Genomic DNA, 20,369 nt, shown 5'->3' on the forward strand with positions numbered 1-20,369 from the left:
CGTAAGACCTGTACGGCCCCCCGGTCAAGCCGAGTTGAGGCACTCCGGGAAGTTCCCCGGCGGCGATCTTCACAAGTTCAGCACATAGCCGCCGGTCCGTCACCGTGCGTGAGCGACTGGTCCGGTCCAACCGTGTGCACAGGCCCCGGAAACACCTCGTATCCCTTCTCCAACTGCCGTACCAGCAAGTCCGCGTGCGGTCTCGACGGATCCTCGGCGAAGTGCCGGCGCTCCGCCGCGACCCACCCGTCCCAGAACTCCCGCAGTTCCTCCCCGTCCCGCGACCGCCCGCGCGCCCACGCCGCCTCGTCCGGCAGCTCCATCCACAGCAGCCGGGCCAGATGCGGCCGGAGCGCCCGGCGGCCGGCGCCGACGCCCTCGACGACGATCACCGGGGCGGGCGGCAGCGGCCGGGGTGCCGTGAAGCGGCGGGCACTCCAGTCGTAGGGGGTGTAGTGGGCGGTCTCGCCGCGGGTGAGCGGTGCGATCGCCTGGGTCAGCAGCCGGCCGGTCCAGGCGAACGGCTCGTCGTGGCTGGCGATGTCGTCGAGGTGCAGCACCGGCGCGTCCTCCAGCGCGCGGGCCAGCCGTCCGGCGAACGTGGACTTTCCGGAGCCGGCGTGCCCGTCGACCCCGATCAGGCGGACGGGTCCGCAGGACGGGGGCAGGCGGCGCAGCCGGCGTGCGAGGTCGTGAATGGCCGTTCCTCGGGGAGGGGGTGTGCGTATTCGACGGGGACATTCTAGTGGTGGCGGAAAACGGGACGTATGGATGCACACGGAAAATGGTTCCCCGTTAAACCAATCGGCCATGTCGAAAACCGCGTTCCGCTTGCCCGCGCCAGTGAGTAAGGTGCCAGGTGCACAACTGCCAGGCGCACGTACGGGGGTGGACAGGAGCAGATGGCCGCGGGCTTATTCGAAGGGCAGTATGTGTGGCACCCGGCGGCCGACGACCGTGTCCTCGCGAGCGTGTGCGTCGACGTCCGCGCGGGACGCTGCGCGAGCGCCCAGGAAGCCCTCGCCGAAACCCGCGGCGACTTCGCGCTGCGCGCCCACCGCTCCCTGGTGCTGGCCTCCGAGGCCGCCGACTCCGACCTCGTCGAGCGCTGGCTGGCGGAGGAACCGAGCCCCGAGGCCGCGCTGATGTGGGCGCGGGTGGCCGTGCTGCGGGCGCTGCGCGCGGCCGACGCGCGCGACGAGCGGGCCGGGGCGCTGGAGCGGATCGCCCTCGCCGCCTGTGACCGGGCCTCCGCCGCGGCCCCGGCCGATCCCACGCCCTGGACGGCCCGGCTGGCGATGGCCCGGCTGCACCGGCTGCGCGACCCGGCCCCGCGTGGCCTGCTCACCGCACCGCCCGGCCCGTGGCGGCTGTTCGCCCACGTCCTGTCCCTCGACCCCTGGCACCGCGAAGCCCACCACCGCTTCCTGGCCTGCTTCTTCACCCGCCACGGCGGCTCCGTCACCGCCGCCTGGGACGTCGCCGCCTTCCTCGCCCAGCGGGCCCCGGCCGACTCCGCGCTGCGCCTGCTGCCGCTGGTCGCCCTCGTGGAGGGCGTCGAGAGCCGCAACCCGCACCAACTGCTCGCCGACCGCGTCTGGGAACAGCCGCAGTGGCGCTCCACCGCCCTCGCGGTCTACCGCAACTGGCTGCCCACGGTGCCCGGTCACCGCTTCACCCCCGTCCTCGACCTCGCCTACCTCGCCCACGCCCTGGTCATGGGCGAGCAGCGGTTCGAGGCCCGCGCGGTCCTCACGGCGATGGGGCCGTACGCCTCGCGGATGCCCTGGAGCGCCTTCGGCGACCCGCAGGAGCAGCTCTCCCGCGCCCGCCGCGCCTGCGGCCTGCCCGTTCCCCACCGAGAGAAAGGCCGGTAAGTGTCCGACCCGACCACGCTCGACGACGACGCCACCCTGCACGCGATGGGGTATCCGAGAAAACTCACCCGTCGTTTCAAGGCGTTCGACAATTTCGCCATTTCCTTCACCATCATCAACGTCATCTCGGGCATCTTCTCGGGTTTCGGATACGGCATGAACGCCGGAGGTCCGCGCATTCTCGTGTTCGGCTGGATCGGCGTCTGCGTCATGGTGCTGTTCGTCGGCGCCGCGATGGCGGAGGTCGCCTCGGCCTATCCGACGAGCGGCGCCCTGTATTTCTCCGCAGGGAAACTCGCCCGGCGGCACAAGGGCGCCTGGTCCTGGTACACGGGCTGGCTGAACTTCGTCGGCCAGATCGGCGGCACCGCCGCCACGGGCTACGCCGCGGCCACGTTCGTCCAGGCCCTCATCGCCCTGCAGTGGTCCTCGTACGTGCCCACCGCCCACCAGACGGTGCTGTTCACGGCCGTGATCATCGTGCTGCAGGGGCTCGCCAACACCTACACCGTGCAGTTGGTGGCCCTGCTCAACCGGATCTCCGTGTGGTGGCTGCTGATCGGGCTCGTGGTGATCGTCGGCGCCCTGACCGTGGGACCCGACCAGCACCAGTCGGCTTCCTTCGTCACGCACTTCGCGAACAACACCGGTTTCACCAGCGGCCTTTACGGCGGGATGCTGGGCCTGCTCGTCACCAGCTGGACGTTCACCGGCTTCGACGGCAGCTTCCACATGTCCGAGGAAACGGTGCGGGCCACGGTGAACGCGCCGAAGGGCATCGTCCGCGCGATCGGCTACTCGGCCCTCACCGGCCTGATCCTCATGCTCGCCCTCGTCTACGCCATTCGCGACTACGACGAGGTGGCGAGCGCCTCGGCCCCGCCCGTGCAGATCCTCATCGACGGCCTCGGCCTCGGCACCGCCAAGGTGCTGCTGCTGATCGTGATCGGCGCGATGCTCTTCTGCGGACTGGCCAACCTCACCAGCAACACCCGGCAGATCTTCGCCTTCTCCCGGGACGGCGCCATGCCGGGCTCGCGCTGGTGGCACTCGGTCTCGCCGCGCACCCGCACACCCGTCAAGGCGGTCTGGCTCGCGGTCGCCTGCTCGCTGGCCCTGGTCCTGCCCGGCTGGTGGTCGCACACGGCGTTCACCGCCATCGTCAGCGTCAACGTCGTCGGCCTCTTCCTCGCCTACGCCGTGCCGATCCTGCTCCGGCTGCGCCTGGGTGACGACTTCCGACCCGGTCCCTGGCAGCTGGGGCGCTGGAGCCGGCCCGTCGGCGCGGTCGCGGTCACCTGGATCCTGTTGAGCAGCGTGCTGTTCATGCTCCCGCAGGCATCCCCGATCACCGTCGACTCCTTCAACTACGCGCCCGTCGCGCTGGCCGTCGTCCTGGTCGTCGCCACGGTGTGGTGGTTCGCCACCGCCCGCCGCCGTTTCCGGGGACCGGTCAGCTACGGCCGTCCCGACGAGGTCGCCGCGATGGACCTGGTCTGACCGCCGGCGCCGGAGCGGATCTCGCGGCGGCGGGATCCGGGCCCCGCAGGTCATGCCAGTGGACCAGACCAATATTGGCGGGCGTGGCATGGGCCGAAGTGCTGGCCGGGACCCGCCGCGTATGGCCATAGTTGGCGCACAACCGTGCAGCGCGTCCGTGCATGGGATCCGCCCCGACTCGATCACCTGGGGGTCAACCCACCCATGAGCAGAGCCGAACAGCCGTCCCGCAGAACCCTCCTGGCCGCCGCGGTCGCGGCGGCGGTCACCGGCCCCGTGGTCGCCGCCGGCGCGGCCGAGGCCGCGGACCCGTCGGACCCGGCCGACACCGCCGTGGCCCCGGTCCGCCTGGTCGACAACCACGACTGGACCACGTACACCGACTGGCGCGGCGGCACCGCGCAGGGCGTCCGCCCCGTCGCCGGCGCCCGCCCCGGCGTGGTGATCGCCACCCCGGCCGGTACGACCGACTACACCGACCTGCACACCGGCACGACCGCGAGCTGGGAGTACGCGACCTGGACGTCCCCCGTCCACCGCCTCTCGGTGCCGTCCACCGAGGCGATCGCCCACTGGAACGCGCACACCCCGGCCGGCACCTGGCTCCAGGTCGAGCTCCACGGCACCTACTCCGACGGCACGGACACCCCCTGGTACGTGATGGGCCGCTGGGCGGCCGGCGACCAGGACATCAAGCGGACCTCGGTCGACGACCAGACCGACGGCAAGAGCACCATCTGGACCGACACCTTCGCCATCGACGACGCCACGACCAGCCTGCGCCTGGTGTCGTACCGCCTGCGTCTGACCCTCTACCGCAAGCCGGGCACCAAGCTCACGCCCACCGTCTGGCGGCTGGGCGCGATGGGCTCCGACATCCCGGACCGCTTCACCGTCCCGGCCTCCACGCCGGGCCTGGCCCGGGAACTGCCCGTCCCGCGGTACTCGCAGGAGATCCACAAGGGCCAGTACCCGGAGTACGACAACGGCGGCGAGGCCTGGTGCAGCCCCACCTCCTCGCAGATGATCATCGAGTACTGGGGCGGCCGGCTCACCCCCGAACAACTGGCCTGGGTGGACCCGTCCTACGCCGACCCCCAGGTCGACCACGCGGCCCGCTTCACCTACGACTACCAGTACGAGGGCTGCGGCAACTGGCCGTTCAACGCCGCGTACGCGGCCACGTTCGACGGTCTGCAGGGTGTGGTTACCCGGCTCGCCTCGCTCACCGACCTGGAGACGCTGATCGCGGCCGGCATCCCGGCCATAACGTCCCAGTCCTTCCTGGCCAGCGAGCTCACCGGCGCGGGCTACGGCACCTCCGGACACCTGATGACCGTCATCGGCTTCACCGAGGCCGGCGACGTGATCGCCAACGACCCGGCCTCGCCGAGCGACGAGGCGGTGCGACGGGTGTACCTGCGCCGGGAGTTCGAGAACATCTGGCTCAGGACCAAGCGGTACAACGCCTCCGGCAAGGTGGTCTCCGGCACCGGCGGCGTCTGCTACCTGTACTTCCCGGCCCACCCGACGCCGCGCCAGCGCAGGGCGCTCGCGGCGGTCGGCGTGTGCTGATCCGGCAGCCGGCGCGGACGGGAAGGGCTCCGGGGGCACCGGGGGCCTTCCCGCGCCGGACCTGTGAGCGGCGGGAACCGTGCGGGGCGCGGCCTGTGAGCAAGGTCTCTGCCGCGAACGGCGCTCAGGGTGGCAAGGTGGACGGCACGGTGGGGGGAGTCCACCCAGTACGTCCGACATCAGCGAGAAGCCATGACTGCACACTCCGCCACCGCCGCCCGCGCCCGCACCGGCGGCCCCAAGGACGACGGCCCGAAGTACCTGGAGCACGCCCTCGGCTGGACCCTCGTCGTGGTGATCGCGATGTTCGTCACCCAGCTCGGCCTGATGTGACCTGACCCATACTTGACCTGACATACTGCGGACACCCCCGCAGCCCGTTGGAGACCAGGGTCGAAATTGAATATCAGCCAGCAGAGCGACGCCGTGCGCCCACGCGCGCGCGGTACCGAACGCTCGGTCGCGCGCCGTGCCGAACTCATCGCCATCGGGCGGAAGTTGTTCGCTGACACGTCCTACGACGCGCTCTCCATGGACGACATCGCCCGCCAGGCGCATGTCGCCAAGGGGCTGATCTACTACTACTTCCAGTCCAAGCGCGGCTACTACCTGGCGATCATCCAGGACTCCGTCACCGACCTGGTCACCTACGCGGCGAGCGGCCTCGAACTGGAGCAGGACGAGGACCGGTTGCAGCGGGTGCACAGCACCATGGAGGGCTACCTCCGCTTCGCCGAGCACAACCAGGCCGCCTTCCGCACGATCGTCAGCGGCGGCGTCGGCTTCGACGCCGAGGTGCACGCCATACGGGACGGGGTGCGTGAGGCGATCGTGGCGACCATCGCCGAGGGCGCCTACGGCCGTACCGACATCGCCCCGGTGGCCCGCATGGGCCTGCTCGCCTGGGTGTGCAGCGTCGAAGGGGCCACGCTCGCCTGGATCGACAGCTCGGAACTGTCCCGGGAGAGCATGCGCGAACTCCTGGTCAAGATGCTCGGCGGCACCCTGCGCGCGATAGAGGAGATCGACCCCGACTACCGCGCACCGACCCCGGCCCGCCGCGACTCCTGAAACGCGAGCGGCGTCCTTCAGACGTATCCCGGACGTCCCCCGGGCGTACCTCGAACGTCCCTTGGGCATGGCGCGGGCATCCTGCGGGCGTGCGCGGAACGTTCTCCAGACGGGCCCCGAGCGTGCCCGAGGCGCGCTCAGCCGTCCTCCGGGCATGTCCCGCGCGGGCCCGAGGCGGGCTCGGACGTCCTTCGGGCATGTCCCGCGCGGGCCCGGGGTGTGCTCGGACGTCCTTCGGGCATGTCCCGCGCGGGCCCGGGGTGTGCTCGGACGTCCTTCGGGCATGTCCCCGACCAGTCCGAGGCGTGCTCGGACGTCCTCCAGGAAGCCTGTCTCCGGCCTGCCCCCTGCGTGCTTCGGGCGTCCTTCACGCGTGCCCGGCCGTGCTCCGAGCGTGCTGCCGTTTCGGGCGGTACGATTTCCTGAAGTAAGCGGTCGTTAACTGGTGACGCGATGCCGCCGATCGGGCATACTCACTGCGCACAGCCGCTGGTCAGCAGCCTCCGAGACCCGGAGGCGCGGCCTTGGCTGGGCCAGCAGAAGACCCGGCGGCGCCGCCCCACCCCCGGCGAACGTCCGCCCGCGCCCCGAAAGGGAGGAGAGCGTCGCCATGCCCGACCGCGCCCCGCAGCCGGTGGACCGGCAACTGCCCACGGACGAGGCCCGGGACCTGATCTCGCTGGTCCGCGACATCGCGCAGCACGAGATCGCCCCGAAGGCGTCCGAGGAAGAGGACGCCGGACGCTTCCCCCGCGAGGTCTTCACCCTCCTGTCGGCGTCGGGACTGCTCGGCCTGCCGTACGACTCCGAGTACGGCGGCGGAGACCAGCCCTACGAGGTCTACCTCCAGGTCCTCGAAGAGTTCGCCGCGGCCCGGCTCACCGTCGGCCTCGGCGTCAGCGTCCACACCCTGGCCTCCTACGCGCTCGCCGCCTACGGCACCAAGGAACAGCAGGTCGACCAGCTGCCCGCGATGCTCGGCGGCGGTCTGCTGGGCGCCTACTGCCTCTCCGAACCGTCCTCCGGATCCGACGCCGCCTCCCTGCGCACCAGGGCCGTGCGCGACGGCGACGACTGGGTGATCACCGGCAGCAAGTCCTGGATCACCCACGGCGGCGTCGCCGACTTCTACACCGTCATGGCGCGCACCGGCGAGGAGGGCCCGCGCGGCATCACCGCCTTCCTGGTCCCGGGCGACGCCGAGGGCCTGAGCGCCGCCGCGCCCGAGAAGAAGATGGGCATGAAGGGCTCGCCCACCGCCCAGGTCCACTTCGACGGCGTGCGCGTCGGCGACGACCGGCGCATCGGCGAGGAGGGCCAGGGCTTCGCGATCGCCCTGGCCTCGCTCGACTCCGGCCGGCTCGGCATCGCCGCCTGCGCCATCGGCCTCGCCCAGGCGGCGCTCGACGAGGCCGTAGCCTACGCCACCGGGCGCCGGCAGTTCGGCCGGCCCATCGCCGACTTCCAGGGCCTGCGCTTCATGCTCGCCGACATGGCGACCCAGATCGAGGCGGGCCGCGCGCTGTACCTGGCGGCGGCGCGCCTGCGGGACGCCGGGCGGCCGTTCGCCAAGCAGGCGGCCATGGCGAAGCTGCACTGCACCGACACGGCGATGCGGGTGACCACCGACGCCGTGCAGGTCCTCGGCGGGTACGGCTACACGGCCGACTTCCCGGTGGAGCGCTACATGCGCGAGGCCAAGGTCCTGCAGATCGTCGAGGGCACCAACCAGATCCAGCGGATGGTCATCGCCCGTCATGTGGCGGGACCGGAGACGCGCTGAACTGGCCGGGTCTGACCTGCGGCGCCGCGAGCCGGGCCCACTCCGGGTCGTGGCGCCCCGGCAGGGTGCGGCCGCGGTCGGCCCAGGCGCGCAGCAGGTCCTGGTAGATCGGCGGATCGTGCGGCGGAACGAACGGAACCGTTCCTGCGGGCGGCGGTACGAAGAACCGGCGGGTGGCCTGGTACATCGGGGTCATACCCGGGCAACGCGGCGGCGGCCGGACAGGTCACCGCCGAGGACGTTCGAGCGTGAGTTCACGGACGTCCGCCCCCGTGTCTGGCCACCGCCGGCCGTCTGACATACCGTCAGCCCAGCCGTCCCCAGGGAGGTGTGGCGTGGCCGACGACCGTCCCGTACCGCTCGACGAGTACCCCGTGCACCAGGTGCCGCTGTCCATGAAGCACGTGGCCACGGGGGACCGCAACGCCTACGACCGCTGCATCTTCCACGTCTTCGACCACGACGGCCGGGCCCTGCTCATCCTGGGCCTCGGCGTCTACCCGAACCTCGGGGTGATCGACGCCTACGCCACCCTGCGCACCGGCGAGGTGCTGCACGCGGTGCGCGCCTCGGACGCCCTCGGCGAGGACCGCACCCGCCTCGCCGTCGGCCCGCTGCGCATCGACGTCGAGGAGCCGCTGCGCCGGCTGCGCCTGCGCTGCGCGGACGACCTGCTGGCGTACGACCTCGTCTGGAGCGCCGGCTTCCCCGCCCTGTGGGAGCCCCACCACCTCCAGCGCCGGGGCGACCGGCTCACGCTGGAGGGGCGGCGGTTCGTGCAGGCCGGGAGCGTGACCGGCGTGATCCGCGCGGGCGGCGAGGAGTTCCGGGTCACGGCGGGCGCGTGGACCGGCACCCGCGACCGCAGCTGGGGCGTGCGGCCCGTACCGGGGGAGGACGGCGGCCGGTTCGCCGAGGAGCACCCCACCGAGGGCTTCCACTGGATCTGGTGCCCCGTCCGCTTCGAGGACCGGTTCCTCATGGTGATCGTCCAGGAGGACGCCGACGGGCACCGCTCCCTCAACGACGCCACCCTCGTCCGCCCCGGCCACCGCGACCGCCAACTCGGCTGGCCCCAGCCCGAGATCACCTACCGCTCCGGCACCCGCCATCCCGAGCGCGCCCTGATCCACCTCGGCGACATCCGCAAGCCCCGGCTGCTGGAGGCCGAGGTCCTCACCTCCTCCCCGCTCGCCCTCGGCGCCGGCTACCCGCCTGCCGACGACTGGCAGCACGGCACCTGGCAGGGGCGCGGCTGGACCAACCGGCGCACCTACGACCTCACCGAGCCCCACCCGTCGGCCTCCTACGGCGTCACCGACCACGCCGCCCGCTTCCGGCTGGACGGGCAGGTCGGCCACGGCATCTTCGAGCACGGCTCGTTCGGGCGGCACGACCCGAGCGGGTTCACGGACTTCGCGTCGGCAGCGCCGTGAGGGGGTGGGCGACATGGCCACGGCACCCCGCCCCCGCACCACCACACGCGACCCCGGCGAGATCGCCCACCGCCTCACCGCTTGGCTCGGCACCCGCTTGCCCGGCGCCCGGGCGACCGGCGTCACCGTCCCCGCCGCCAACGGCATGTCCAGCGAGACCCTGCTCTTCGACATCGAGCACCCCGAACCACCCGTGCGGGCCTGCGCGTTGCGGCTGGCGGCGGACCCGGCGGCGTACACGGTGTTCCCGGTGTACGACATGCCGCGCCAGTACAGCACCATGCGCCTGGTCGCCGAACACTCCGACCTGCCCGTGCCGAAGGTGCTGTGGCTGGAGGAGGACCCCGGCCCGCTCGGCGCGCCGTTCTTCGTGATGGAACGCGTCGACGGGCGCGTGCCGCCGGACGTCATGCCGTACACCTACGAGGGCAACTGGCTGCACGCGGCGAGCGACGAGGAACGCGAGCGGCTGGAGGCGGCGTCGGTCGGGCTGTTGGCCCGGCTGCACGACCAAGTGCCCGTACGGGAAGCGGAGTTCCTCGCGCTGCCGGGGGAGGGCGACGCCCTGCGCCGCCACGTCACGGCCCAACGCGCCTACTACGCATGGGTCGTCGACGGGCGGCCCCGCTCACCGCTCATCGAGGCCGCCTTCGACCGCCTGGAGGAGCGGTGGCCGAGCGATCCGGGCGAGCCGGTGCTCAACTGGGGCGACGCGCGCATCGGGAACGTCGTCTACGACGGCTTCACACCCGCCGCCGTCCTCGACTGGGAGATGGCGGCCCTGGCCCCGCGCGAGGTCGACCTCGGCTGGACCGTCTACCTGCACCGCTTCTTCCAGGACCTCACGGTCGCCTTCGGCCAGCGCGGCCTGCCGGACTTCCTGCGCCGCGACCGCGTCGAGGCCCGCTACGCCGAACTCACCGGTCACACCCCGCGCGACATGGACTTCCACACCCTCTACGCCGCGCTGCGGCACGCGATCGTCATGCTGCGCGTCGCCTACCGGCAGGTGCACTTCGGCGAGGCCGACGTCCCGGCGGATCCGGACACACTGATCCTGCACCACGGCAGCCTGCGGGCCATGGTGCAGGGCAGCTACTGGGACTGAGCCAAGCGGCTCAGGCGGCCTGACGGCGCATCACCGGCACGCGCATGGGGCGCGAACCCGGGCCGCCGACGTGCGAGAAGGGCTGTGTGCGCCAGTCGAGTCCCTGAGGGAGCGTCAGCAGGAGCGCGGTGTCCTGCTCCTGGGGCCGCACCGACTCGTCCGCGGAACGGGCCTCGCTGGCCCGGCGGCCCGTGCCCGCGCAGACCGTGAGACCGAACGGGTTCCAGGGCGAGGCGCACAGCGCGTGCTCCGGCAGGACCTCCTCGTCCGCCAGCAGCGCGATGGGCTGCGCGCAGTCCGGGCAGATCACCCGGTACATCTCGAAGGTGTCGTACGCGTCGAGTTCGTCGTAGTCGTCGGCGTCGGGTTCGACGCCCTCCGGCTCGGGTTCGACGACCGGCTGGAGCCGCTTGGGTGCGGTGCGACCAGGGCGCTTGAGACTCTGCATGGATAACTCCCCCTTGGGCTGGGGCCGTGAAGGCGCTGCGGCCTCGACCACAGCAAGCACTTCCCACCCGCTCTCGGGGGTAATCACGAGAACATCACGGAGGCGTCACGGCTCGTGTGGCGTTCGTCACATGCCGCACGCAGGTGCCCGTAGCGGACGTTTTGTCCCTCAGGTGGCTCACAGCCGGTTCCCCGTCAGATCACGAACCGGGTATGACCTGGGCTGCTCAGGTATCGGAGGAGATCAGGCGCACTGTAGGTTCTTGCGCCATGGAGGAGCTGGACCGACAAATCGTGCAGCTGCTCGTCAAGGACGGGCGGATGAGCTACACAGACCTGGGCAAGGCCACGGGCCTGTCCACGTCGGCCGTGCACCAGCGGGTGCGGCGGCTGGAACAGCGTGGCGTCATCCGCGGCTACGCCGCGGTCGTGGACCCCGAGGCCGTGGGGTTGCCCCTGACCGCGTTCATCTCGGTCAAGCCGTTCGATCCCAGCGCCCCCGACGACATCGCGGACCGGCTGGCCGGGGTCACGGAGATCGAGGCCTGCCACAGCGTGGCGGGGGACGAGAACTACATCCTCAAGGTGCGCGTGGCCACACCGCACGAGCTGGAGGAGCTGCTGACGCGGTTGCGGACCCTGGCGGGGGTCTCGACGCGGACGACGGTGGTGCTGTCGACGCCTTACGAGGCACGGCCGCCGCGGATCTGACCGCCGCGTCGCACGGACGCGTCGCACGGACCTCGGTGCCGGCTGTCCGCGGCGGCACGCGAGACTGTTCCCCATGAGTGAGCGCAGTCCTGAGTCGAAGACCGTCCTTCTCCGCCGCGGTGAGGTGCACAGCCCCGCCGATCCCTTCGCCACCGCGATGGTCGTCGAGCGCGGGCACGTCGCCTGGGTCGGGTCGGAGGGGGCCGCGGACGCGTTCGCCGACGGCGTCGACGAGGTCGTCGACCTGGACGGCGCCCTGGTCACCCCGGCCTTCGTGGACGCCCACGTGCACGCCACCGCCACCGGCCTCGCGCTCACCGGCCTCGACCTGTCCGGCGCGCCCTCCCTGGAGGCCGCGCTGGCCCTCGTACGGGACTTCGCCGCCGCCCGCCCGGGCGACCGCGTCCTGCTCGGGCACGGCTGGGACGCGGCCCGCTGGCCCGGCGGACGGCCGCCGACGCGGGCCGAGCTGGACGCGGCCACCGAGGGCCGTCCCCTGTATCTGAGCCGTATCGACGTCCACTCGGCCGTGGCGACCACGGCGCTGCTGGAGATGGCGTCCCTCGGGCCCGTGGACGGCCCGCTCACCGCCGACGCCCATCACACCGTGCGCGCCACCGCCCTGGCCTCCCTCGCGCCCGCCCAGCGCGTGGAGGCCCAGCGAGCCGCCCTCGCCCGCGCGGCCTCCCTCGGCATCGGGACCGTCCACGAGTGCGCCGGGCCGGAGATCTCCTCCGAGGACGACTTCACCGGGCTGCTGCGGCTCGCCGCCGAGGAGGCGGGGCCGCGGGTGGTCGGGTACTGGGCGGAGCAGGACGTCGACAAGGCGCGGGAGCTGGGCGCGGCGGGCGCCGCCGGCGACCTGTTCGTCGACGGCGCCCTCGGCTCCCACACCGCCTGTCTGCACCAGCCGTACGCCGACGCCGGCCACACCGGCAGCGCCTACCTGGACGCGGCCGCCGTCGCCGCCCATGTCGTCGCCTGCACCGAGGCCGGTCTCCAGGCGGGCTTCCACGCCATCGGCGACGCCGCCGTGACCGCCGTCGTCGAGGGCGTGCGCACCGCCGCCGACAAGGTCGGCCTGGCCCGGATCCGCGCCGCCCGCCACCGCGTCGAACACGCCGAGATGCTCACCCCCGACACCGTCGCCGCCTTCGCCGAGCTGGGCCTGACCGCCTCGGTGCAGCCCGCCTTCGACGCGCTGTGGGGCGGCGAGAACGGCATGTACGCCCGGCGGCTGGGCGCCGATCGGGCCCGTCTGCTCAACCCCTTCGCGGCGCTGCTGCGCGCCGGCGTCCCGCTCGCCCTCGGCTCCGACAGCCCGGTCACCCCGCTCGACCCCTGGGGCACCGTCCGGGCCGCCGCCTTCCACCGCACGCCGGAGCACCGCGTCTCCGTACGGGCCGCCTTCACCGCCCACACGCGCGGCGGCTGGCGTGCGGTCGGCCGGGACGACGCCGGGGTGCTCGTGCCCGGGGCGCCCGCGGACTACGCGGTGTGGCGCACCGGCGAGCTCGTGGTCCAGGCCCCCGACGACCGCGTCGCCCGCTGGTCCACCGACCCCCGCTCCGGCACCCCCGGCCTGCCCGACCTGACCCCGGGCCGTGACCTGCCCGTCTGTCTGCGCACGGTGGTCGGCGGACGGACGGTGTTCGTACGGCCGGGCGAGTGATCTGCCGGGGTGGCGTGCCGCCAAACGTGGTCCGTCACCCCGTCGCCCGAGCTGCGCGTCCTCCGCGCTGACCAGGCGATTGACGGAAGATCCGCAGGTCGAACGGCTGTTGACAGGCGGCGGCAGGGGGCCGGTAGGTTCGGCGAGTCCACCACCGGACGCCCGACCGGACAACCTCCGCGCACTCGCCCGCGGCGCCGCTGGGTCAGGGACGGTGTGCCGCACCGGGGCACCGCCACTGGCAGCCAGGCTCAGCGCCCGCGCCGCGGCGCGGGAACGTTCCGGCCGGGGAGGTGTGACCCGGGTGGGGCCCGGGCGCTCAGTAGACAACGGCTTTCGGTCGACCCGCAGCCAGCGGGTCCCAGGTCGGCCCGAAGGGCGCCGGGCCCCCATCCGCAGTGCACCGCGCGTGCCCGCGCGGCAGCCCGGCGCCAGCCCGAAAAGGCGCTCTTACCCCGCTCTTGCGGAAACGACACCACCATACGAACGTCTTGTCACGTCATCGCAGGCAGGGGCCACTATGGTGGACGTCGGCGTACGGACATGAAGGGGCAGCAGTGAACGACGGCGACGCAACCCCCGCGGCACAGGACCGAGGCAGGCGGTTCGGTCCCCTCGGCACGGCCTTGGTGATCATCCCGACCTACAACGAGGCGGAGAACATCAAGAAGATCGTCGGCCGGGTGCGCAGGGCGGTCCCGGAGGCGCACGTCCTCGTCGCCGACGACAACAGCCCCGACGGCACCGGCAAGTACGCCGACGAGCTGGCCGCCGAGGACGACCACGTCCAGGTGCTGCACCGCAAGGGCAAGGAGGGCCTGGGCGCCGCCTACCTCGCGGGCTTCCGCTGGGGCCTGGACCACGGCTACGGCGTCCTGGTCGAGATGGACGCCGACGGCTCCCACCAGCCGGAGGAGCTGCCCCGGCTGCTGACCGCCCTCAAGGGCGCCGACCTGGTCCTCGGTTCCCGCTGGGTGCCCGGCGGGAGGGTGGTGAACTGGCCCAAGTCCCGCGAGTTCATCTCCCGTGGGGGCAGCCTCTACTCCCGCCTCGCCCTGGACCTGCCCCTGCGCGACATCACCGGCGGCTACCGGGCCTTCCGCCGCGAGACGCTGGAGGGCCTCGGCCTCGACGAGGTCGCCTCCCAGGGGTACTGCTTCCAGGTCGACCTGGCCCGCCGCGCGGTCAGGGCCGGCTACCACGTGGTCGAGGTGCCCATCACCTTCGTCGAGCGTGAACTGGGCGACTCCAAGATGAGCCGCGACATCCTCGTGGAGGCCCTGTGGCGGGTCACGGTGTGGGGGGCGACGGAGCGGGCCGGCAAGGTGCTGGGGCGCGGCAGGAAGGCGTGAGCGGACGGCCGTGCGGCGGCACGGGTCGCGCTGATCGTCCCCTTATGCCGTCCTGAGCCGTGCCCAGGCACACTGGACACATGACGACTGGCGCTACGACCCCCACCTATCCCGCCCGGCCCCGGCGCTCGCGGCTGCGGACCTTCCTGCCGCTGGGCATCGCGGCCTGGCTGGTGCTGGAGATCTGGCTGCTGACCGTGGTCGCCGGCGCGTCGAGCGGGTTCGTCGTGTTCCTGCTGCTGCTCGCCGGCTTCGTGCTCGGGTCGGCGGTCATCAAGAAGGCGGGGCGGCGGGCCTTCCAGAACCTCAACGAGGCGCTCCAGCGCGGCGGCACCCCTCAGCGGGGCGGGGGCAACGGCCTGATGATGCTGGGCGGCCTGCTCCTGATGATCCCCGGCTTCCTCTCCGACGCGGTGGGACTGGCGCTGCTGATCCCGCCGGTCCAGAAGGCCCTGGGCCGGTTCGGGGAGCGCACCCTCGACCGCAGGCTCCGCGAGGCCGCCCCCGGCGGCTTCGGCGACGCCTTCCGGCAGGCGCGCATCCACCGCCCCGACGGCAAGGTGGTGCAGGGCGAGGTCGTCCGGGAGGAGCCGGGGGACGCGCACCGGGGCTCCGAGGACCCGCGCCCGCCGCTGACGCGCTGAGCGCGGGAAGCGGTACGGCGACCGTACGGCCGACGCACGACTGAGGGCCGGCCACGTGAGACTCACGTGGCCGGCCCTCAGTCGTTTGCTGCTGTTGTCGTGCGCCAGGCCCTGGGGACTACGCGGACTTGCGGCTGTCCCGGGGATGAACGGCGATGTTCATCGCGCCGGAGCGCAGGACGGCCAGGCGCTCCTCGAGGACCTCTTCGAGTTCCTCTCGGGTGCGCCGCTCCATCAGCATGTCCCAATGGGTACGCGCGGGCTTGGCCTTCTTCTCTTCCGGGCCGTCGCCGTCAACGAGGAGTGCCTGGGCCCCGCAGACCTTGCACTCCCACTCCGGCGGGATCTCCGCCTCGACCGAGAAGGGCATCTCGAAGCGGTGCCCCTTCTCGCATGCGTACTCCACGGCCTGGCGCGGGGCCAGGTCGATGCCGCGGTCCGTCTCGTAGCTGGTCACCACGAGGCGCGTGCCGCGAAGAGCTCGCTCACTCATGAATCGTGCCTCCCGGGCTTGTCGCCCACAGGACAGGTGTCGCTGTCGTCGTCATCCGGTCAACGTCCGGTCGGCGGTAAAGATTCCCGTTCCGGGTCATGCGTCGCCGTCGTAGCCGCCCCTTGTTGTACCCACCAGCGCCCGGTTTGTCACATCTGCTAGCAGATGTCACCCAGCGTTTCGGCATCTTTGACGCGCAGTAACGGTACGCCTGGCAGGCCAAACGCGTACACTACAGCGCTTTCGCCTCGAACGCTAAATCCTCTCGGGAACCGGGTTGCCCGCGTCGTGGATCGCCCGGCGCACCGGAACCCGTGCGAGCAGCGCGAACCCGGCCACGAAGAACACCACCAGCGAGATGATCGCGTCCCGATAACTTCCGGTCAGCTGGTAGGTGATCCCGAAGATCAGCGGCCCGAGCCAGCTCATGCCCCGGTCGCTCATCTCGTACGCCGAGAAGTACTCGGCCTCCTTGCCCGGCGGCACCAGGTGGGAGAACAGGGAGCGCGAGAGCGCCTGGCTCCCGCCGAGCACCAGACCGATGCCGGCCGCGAGCACGAAGAACCACACCGGCGCGTGGGCCGGCAGGAAGTACCCGGCCGCCAGCGTCGCCGTCCACGCCACCAGCGAGCCCAGGATCGTCCGCTTGGCACCGTAGGTCCGTGCCAGCCGCCCCATGCCCAGCGCTCCCGCGACCGCCAGCACCTGCACCATCAGCACGGCCGTGATCAGCGTCGACTGGCTCAGGCCCAGCTCCTCGGAGCCGTACACCGACGCCTGGGAGATCACGGTCTGGATGCCGTCGTTGTAGACGAGGTAGGCGAGGAGGAAGGCCAGGGTGAGCGGTTTGCCGCGCATGTCCCGGACGGTGGCGGCCAGCTGCCGCCAGCCGTGCACCGCGGGGGCGGCCGACGCCGTACGCCGGTCGCGCAGCCGTTTCAGCGGGACGAGGGTGAAGGCGCCCCACCACAGGCCCGCGGAGGCCAGACAGATGCGCACCGCCGTCGACTCCGAGACGCCGAAGGAGTCGTGGCCGGTGAACAGCACCAGGTTGACGACCAGCATCGAGGAGCCGGCCGCGTAGCCGAAGGCCCAGCCGCGCGAGGAGACCCGGTCGCGGTCCTCGGGCGGGGCGATCTGCGGCAGGTAGGAGTTGTAGACGACCATCGAGACCGCCACCGACGAGTTGGCGACGATCAGCAGCAGCCCGCCCAGCAGATAGCGGTCACCGGAGAGGAAGTACAGGCCGGTCGTGGCCGCCGCCCCCACATAGGCGCAGGCCGCGAGCAGCGGCTTCTTGCGTCCCGTGCGGTCGGCCGCCGCGCCCACCAGGGGCATCAGCACGATCGACACGATCACGGACGCGGAGACGCAGTACGCGAAGAACGACCCGGCCCGCACCGGGACGCCCAGCGGATGCACGAACCCGTCCGCGTCCGCCGCCGACTCGGCGACCGACGTCAGATAGGGGCCCAGGAACACGGTGAGCACGCTCGTCGAGTAGACGGAGCAGGCCCAGTCGTAGAAGTACCAGCCGCGCTGCTCGCGCCGCAGGTCGGGGGCGTGTGCCCGCAGGGTGTCGGTGCTCACCCGTGCCCTCGCTTCGTGGTGGGTGTCCCGCGCGAGGGCGGCGGCGCGCCGGTGTCAGGGGTGGGGCACCCAGACACCGCGCTCTTCCATGACCTTGCGCAACGTGTCGATGTGATCGGTCATGATGCCATCGACTCCGAGGTCCAGGAGCCGGTGCATCGCATCGGGTTCGTTGACGGTCCACACGTGCACCTGCAGCCCGCGCGCGTGGGCGGTGCGCACGAAGCGGTGGTCCACCACCTGGATGCCGGACTGCGCCACCGGCACCTGCGCGGCGACGGCGGAGGCGCGCGGCGCGGCCGGGACGCCCCAGGAACGCAGCCGCAGGTTCACCACCCCGCGGGTGCCGTACGAGGTCGCCAGGCGCGGTCCGGCCAGCCGCTGGGCGCGCACCACGCGCGCCTCGGAGAAGGAGCCGACGCAGACCCGGTCCCAGGCGTTGGTGCGCTCGACGAGGTCGAGGAAGGGGCGCAGCGCGGGCTCCGCCTTGACGTCGACGTTCCAGCGCACCTCGGGGAAGGTCTCCAGGAGCTCCTCCATGAGCGGCACCGGCTCCTGGCCCGCCACGCGCGCGTGCGCCACGTCCCGCCACGGCAGGTCGGCTATGCGGCCCGCGCCGTCCGTCACCCGGTCCAGCGTCGCGTCGTGGAAGGCGACCAGCCTGCCGTCCGCCGTGGCGTGCACGTCGGTCTCGATGTACCGGTAGCCCGCCCGCACCGCCCGCCGGAACTGCAGCACGGTGTTCTCCAGACCGTCCGCGGCCCCGCCCCGGTGGGCGAAGGCGATCGGGCCGGGATGGTCGAGGTAGGGGTGGCGTATCCGCGGGGTCACCGTCGCAGTATCGCCCGCCGCGGTTGCCCGCCGGCAACGACCGTGCTGCCGCCGGATGCCGACGGGACGTCGAACATCCGCAGGAACAGCTGGGCGAGCGGGCCGATCGCCACCGCGTACAGCAGGGTGCCGAGGCCGACGGTGCCGCCGAGGGCGAAGCCGGTCGCCACGACGGCCACCTCGATCGCCGTGCGCATCAGCCGGATCGAGCGTCCGGTGCGCCGGTGCAGACCGGTCATCAGGCCGTCGCGCGGGCCGGGCCCGAACCGGGCCGAGATGTACAGGCCGGTCGCCACACCGTTGAGCAGGACGCCGGCCAGCAGCAGGGGGACGCGGACGGCGAGGGCGTGTGCGTGGGGGAGGAGGGCGAGCGTGCCGTCCATGGCGATGCCGACCACGAAGACGTTGGAGACGGTGCCCAGGCCGGGGCGCTGGCGCAGCGGGATCCACAGGAGCAGCACGGCCGCACCCACGATGATCGACACGACCCCGATCGTCAGGCCGGTGAGCTCGGCCAGGCCCTGGTGCAGCACGTTCCACGGTTCGAGACCCAGGTCCGCGTCGACGAGGAGCGCGGAGCTCGCCCCGTACAGGGCGAGGCCGAGATAGAGCTGGACCAACCGTCTTCCGAGGCGGCTCTGAGCGGACGTCTGCGCGGACAAAGGGATCCCCTGTGGTGGTAGTGGCCTGACGCGTGACACCATGTGGCTTGGGATCAGACGGCATCCATGGCCAATTCGGGGAAGGTGGACTGATTTCAGTGGCACAGTGGACCTCGGCGATGGGGGCGGCCCAGCTCGCCCGGCTGCTCAACTCCCAGCAGGACCGCCCCGCGGGTCCCGGCACGCGCCGCCCGCCCGCCTACCGCGCGCTGGCCGACGGCATCCGGCTGCTGGTGCTGGAGGGCCGGGTACCGGTCGCCGCGCGGCTGCCCGCCGAACGCGAACTGGCCCTGTCCCTCTCCGTCAGCCGTACGACGGTGGCGGCGGCCTACGAGGCGCTGCGCACCGAGGGGTTCCTGGAGTCCCGGCGCGGCGCGGGCAGCTGGACGGCGGTCCCGGCCGGCAACCCCCTCCCCGCCCGCGGCCTGGAACCCCTGCCGCCGGAAGCCCTCGGCTCGATGATCGACCTCGGCTGCGCGGCGCTCCCGGCCCCCGAACCGTGGCTGACCCGCGCCGTCCAGGGCGCCCTGGAGGAACTGCCCCCCTACGCCCACACCCACGGCGACTACCCGGCCGGACTGCCCGCCCTCCGCGCGATGATCGCCGACCGCTACACCGCGCGCGGCATCCCGACGATGCCCGAGCAGATCATGGTGACCACCGGCGCGATGGGCGCCATCGACGCCATCTGCCACCTCTTCGCCGGCCGCGGCGAGCGCGTCGCCGTCGAGTCGCCGTCCTACGCCAACATCCTCCAGCTCATGCGGGAGGCAGGGGCCCGGCTGGTGCCCGTCGCCATGGCCGAGGGGCTGGCCGGCTGGGACATGGACCGCTGGCGCCAGGTCCTGCGCGACGCCGCGCCCCGGATCGCCTACGTCGTCGCCGACTTCCACAACCCGACCGGGGCGCTGGCCGGCGACCACCAGCGGCGGGAGCTGGTGGAGGCGGCGCGTTCCGCCGGGACCGTCCTGGTCGCCGACGAGACGATGAGCGAGCTGTGGCTGGACGAGGACGTCTCGATGCCCCGCCCGGTGTGCGCCTTCGACCCCGCCGGCTCCACGGTGATCACCGTCGGCTCGGCCAGCAAGGCGTTCTGGGCGGGCATGCGCATCGGCTGGGTGCGCGCCGCCCCCGACGTCATCCGCAGCCTGGTCGCCGCGCGGGCCTACGCCGACCTCGGCACGCCGGTGCTGGAACAGCTCGCCGTGAACTGGCTGTTCAGCACGGGGGGCTGGGAGCAGGCGGTGGAGGTGCGGCGCGGCCAGGCCCGGGAGAACCGCGACGCCCTGGTCGCCGCGGTGCGCCGCGTACTCCCGGACTGGGAGTTCGAGGTCCCGCAGGGCGGACTGACGCTGTGGGTGCGCACCGGCGGCCTGTCGGGTTCACGGCTCGCGGAGGCCGGGGAGCGGGTCGGGGTACGGGTGCCGTCCGGCCCCCGGTTCGGCGTCGACGGCGCCTTCGAGGGCTATGTGCGGCTTCCGTTCACCGTCGGGGGCGCGGTGGCGGAGGAGGCGGCGACGCGCCTGGCGGCGGCGGTGAGACTGGTGGAGACGGGGGCGCCGGGGGCGGGGGAGCCTCCGCGGACGTTCGTGGCGTAGCCCCGCACTTTGCGGGGCC

At 72.5% G+C, this 20,369-nt stretch carries 19 protein-coding genes; 13 read left to right on the plus strand and 6 right to left on the minus strand.

Annotation, left to right across the window (positions count from 1 at the left end):
* Positions 1-77: 77 nt before the first annotated feature.
* On the minus strand, positions 78-698 hold the full coding sequence (locus ACYF6T_RS24055; RefSeq protein ID WP_461698937.1) for a uridine kinase family protein: 621 nt from the start codon (positions 696-698) through the stop codon (positions 78-80).
* 204 nt (positions 699-902) lie between these two features.
* On the opposite strand from ACYF6T_RS24055, the gene ACYF6T_RS24060 reads away from it, so the two are divergent.
* The 8 genes from ACYF6T_RS24060 (at position 903) to ACYF6T_RS24095 (ending at position 10,350) form a co-directional block, all read left to right on the plus strand.
* Positions 903-1,877 (plus strand): hypothetical protein, encoded by a 975-nt coding sequence (locus tag ACYF6T_RS24060; protein ID WP_461698889.1) that lies wholly within the window; start codon positions 903-905, stop codon positions 1,875-1,877.
* Positions 1,878-1,922: 45 nt separating this feature from the next.
* Positions 1,923-3,377, plus strand: a complete 1,455-nt coding sequence (locus ACYF6T_RS24065; protein ID WP_461698938.1) for an amino acid permease — start codon at positions 1,923-1,925, stop codon at positions 3,375-3,377.
* A 204-nt stretch (positions 3,378-3,581) separates the two neighbouring features.
* Positions 3,582-4,952 carry a peptidase C39 family protein gene (locus ACYF6T_RS24070; RefSeq protein ID WP_461698890.1) on the plus strand — a complete coding sequence of 457 codons (1,371 nt, stop codon included), beginning with the start codon at positions 3,582-3,584 and terminating at the stop codon, positions 4,950-4,952.
* 192 nt (positions 4,953-5,144) lie between these two features.
* On the plus strand, positions 5,145-5,285 hold the full coding sequence (locus ACYF6T_RS24075) for an SCO1431 family membrane protein (protein ID WP_461698891.1): 141 nt from the start codon (positions 5,145-5,147) through the stop codon (positions 5,283-5,285).
* A 66-nt stretch (positions 5,286-5,351) separates the two neighbouring features.
* On the plus strand, positions 5,352-6,023 hold the full coding sequence (locus ACYF6T_RS24080; protein ID WP_461698892.1) for a TetR/AcrR family transcriptional regulator: 672 nt from the start codon (positions 5,352-5,354) through the stop codon (positions 6,021-6,023).
* 610 nt (positions 6,024-6,633) lie between these two features.
* Positions 6,634-7,806 carry an acyl-CoA dehydrogenase family protein gene (locus ACYF6T_RS24085; protein ID WP_461698893.1) on the plus strand — a complete coding sequence of 391 codons (1,173 nt, stop codon included), beginning with the start codon at positions 6,634-6,636 and terminating at the stop codon, positions 7,804-7,806.
* 335 nt (positions 7,807-8,141) lie between these two features.
* Positions 8,142-9,242 (plus strand): hypothetical protein, encoded by a 1,101-nt coding sequence (locus tag ACYF6T_RS24090; protein ID WP_461698894.1) that lies wholly within the window; start codon positions 8,142-8,144, stop codon positions 9,240-9,242.
* A gap of 13 nt (positions 9,243-9,255) precedes the next feature.
* Positions 9,256-10,350 carry a phosphotransferase family protein gene (locus tag ACYF6T_RS24095; protein ID WP_461698895.1) on the plus strand — a complete coding sequence of 365 codons (1,095 nt, stop codon included), beginning with the start codon at positions 9,256-9,258 and terminating at the stop codon, positions 10,348-10,350.
* Between the two features lie 10 nt (positions 10,351-10,360).
* On the opposite strand, the gene ACYF6T_RS24100 is transcribed toward ACYF6T_RS24095, so the two are convergent.
* Positions 10,361-10,798, minus strand: a complete 438-nt coding sequence (locus ACYF6T_RS24100) for a hypothetical protein (RefSeq protein ID WP_461698896.1) — start codon at positions 10,796-10,798, stop codon at positions 10,361-10,363.
* 269 nt (positions 10,799-11,067) lie between these two features.
* Between ACYF6T_RS24100 and ACYF6T_RS24105 the strand changes: the two genes are divergently transcribed.
* The 4 genes from ACYF6T_RS24105 (at position 11,068) to fxsA (ending at position 15,176) form a co-directional block, all read left to right on the plus strand.
* Complete coding sequence (locus ACYF6T_RS24105) at positions 11,068-11,508, plus strand: Lrp/AsnC family transcriptional regulator (protein ID WP_461698897.1); 441 nt, start codon at positions 11,068-11,070, stop codon at positions 11,506-11,508.
* A gap of 73 nt (positions 11,509-11,581) precedes the next feature.
* A complete protein-coding gene (locus tag ACYF6T_RS24110) occupies positions 11,582-13,180 on the plus strand; it encodes an amidohydrolase (RefSeq protein WP_461698898.1) in 1,599 nt (532 codons plus the stop codon).
* Between the two features lie 557 nt (positions 13,181-13,737).
* Positions 13,738-14,532 (plus strand): polyprenol monophosphomannose synthase, encoded by a 795-nt coding sequence (locus tag ACYF6T_RS24115; protein ID WP_461698899.1) that lies wholly within the window; start codon positions 13,738-13,740, stop codon positions 14,530-14,532.
* 80 nt (positions 14,533-14,612) lie between these two features.
* The gene (gene fxsA / locus ACYF6T_RS24120) at positions 14,613-15,176 is read left to right on the plus strand and encodes an FxsA family membrane protein (RefSeq protein ID WP_461698900.1); all 564 of its coding nucleotides are present in this window, start codon (positions 14,613-14,615) and stop codon (positions 15,174-15,176) included.
* Positions 15,177-15,294: 118 nt separating this feature from the next.
* Here fxsA and ACYF6T_RS24125 read toward each other — a convergent pair whose 3' ends face one another.
* From ACYF6T_RS24125 to yczE, 4 genes are all read right to left on the minus strand, one after another.
* The gene (locus ACYF6T_RS24125; RefSeq protein ID WP_003977404.1) at positions 15,295-15,669 is read right to left on the minus strand and encodes an RNA polymerase-binding protein RbpA; all 375 of its coding nucleotides are present in this window, start codon (positions 15,667-15,669) and stop codon (positions 15,295-15,297) included.
* A gap of 255 nt (positions 15,670-15,924) precedes the next feature.
* Positions 15,925-17,259, minus strand: a complete 1,335-nt coding sequence (locus tag ACYF6T_RS24130) for an MFS transporter (protein WP_461698901.1) — start codon at positions 17,257-17,259, stop codon at positions 15,925-15,927.
* A 54-nt stretch (positions 17,260-17,313) separates the two neighbouring features.
* Entirely contained in the window at positions 17,314-18,090 is a 777-nt protein-coding gene (locus tag ACYF6T_RS24135; RefSeq protein ID WP_461698902.1) for a glycerophosphodiester phosphodiesterase, read from the minus strand.
* Positions 18,087-18,794: a membrane protein YczE gene (gene yczE, locus ACYF6T_RS24140; protein ID WP_461698903.1), complete on the minus strand. Its 708-nt coding sequence runs from the start codon at positions 18,792-18,794 to the stop codon at positions 18,087-18,089. Before yczE ends, ACYF6T_RS24135 begins: the two co-directional genes overlap by 4 nt.
* A 56-nt stretch (positions 18,795-18,850) precedes the next feature.
* Here yczE and ACYF6T_RS24145 point away from each other — a divergent pair, with 56 nt between their 5' ends.
* On the plus strand, positions 18,851-20,350 hold the full coding sequence (locus tag ACYF6T_RS24145; RefSeq protein WP_461698904.1) for an SCO1417 family PLP biosynthesis transcription factor: 1,500 nt from the start codon (positions 18,851-18,853) through the stop codon (positions 20,348-20,350).
* Positions 20,351-20,369 lie beyond the last annotated feature (19 nt).

The organism is Streptomyces sp. 7R007, assembly GCF_054850255.1.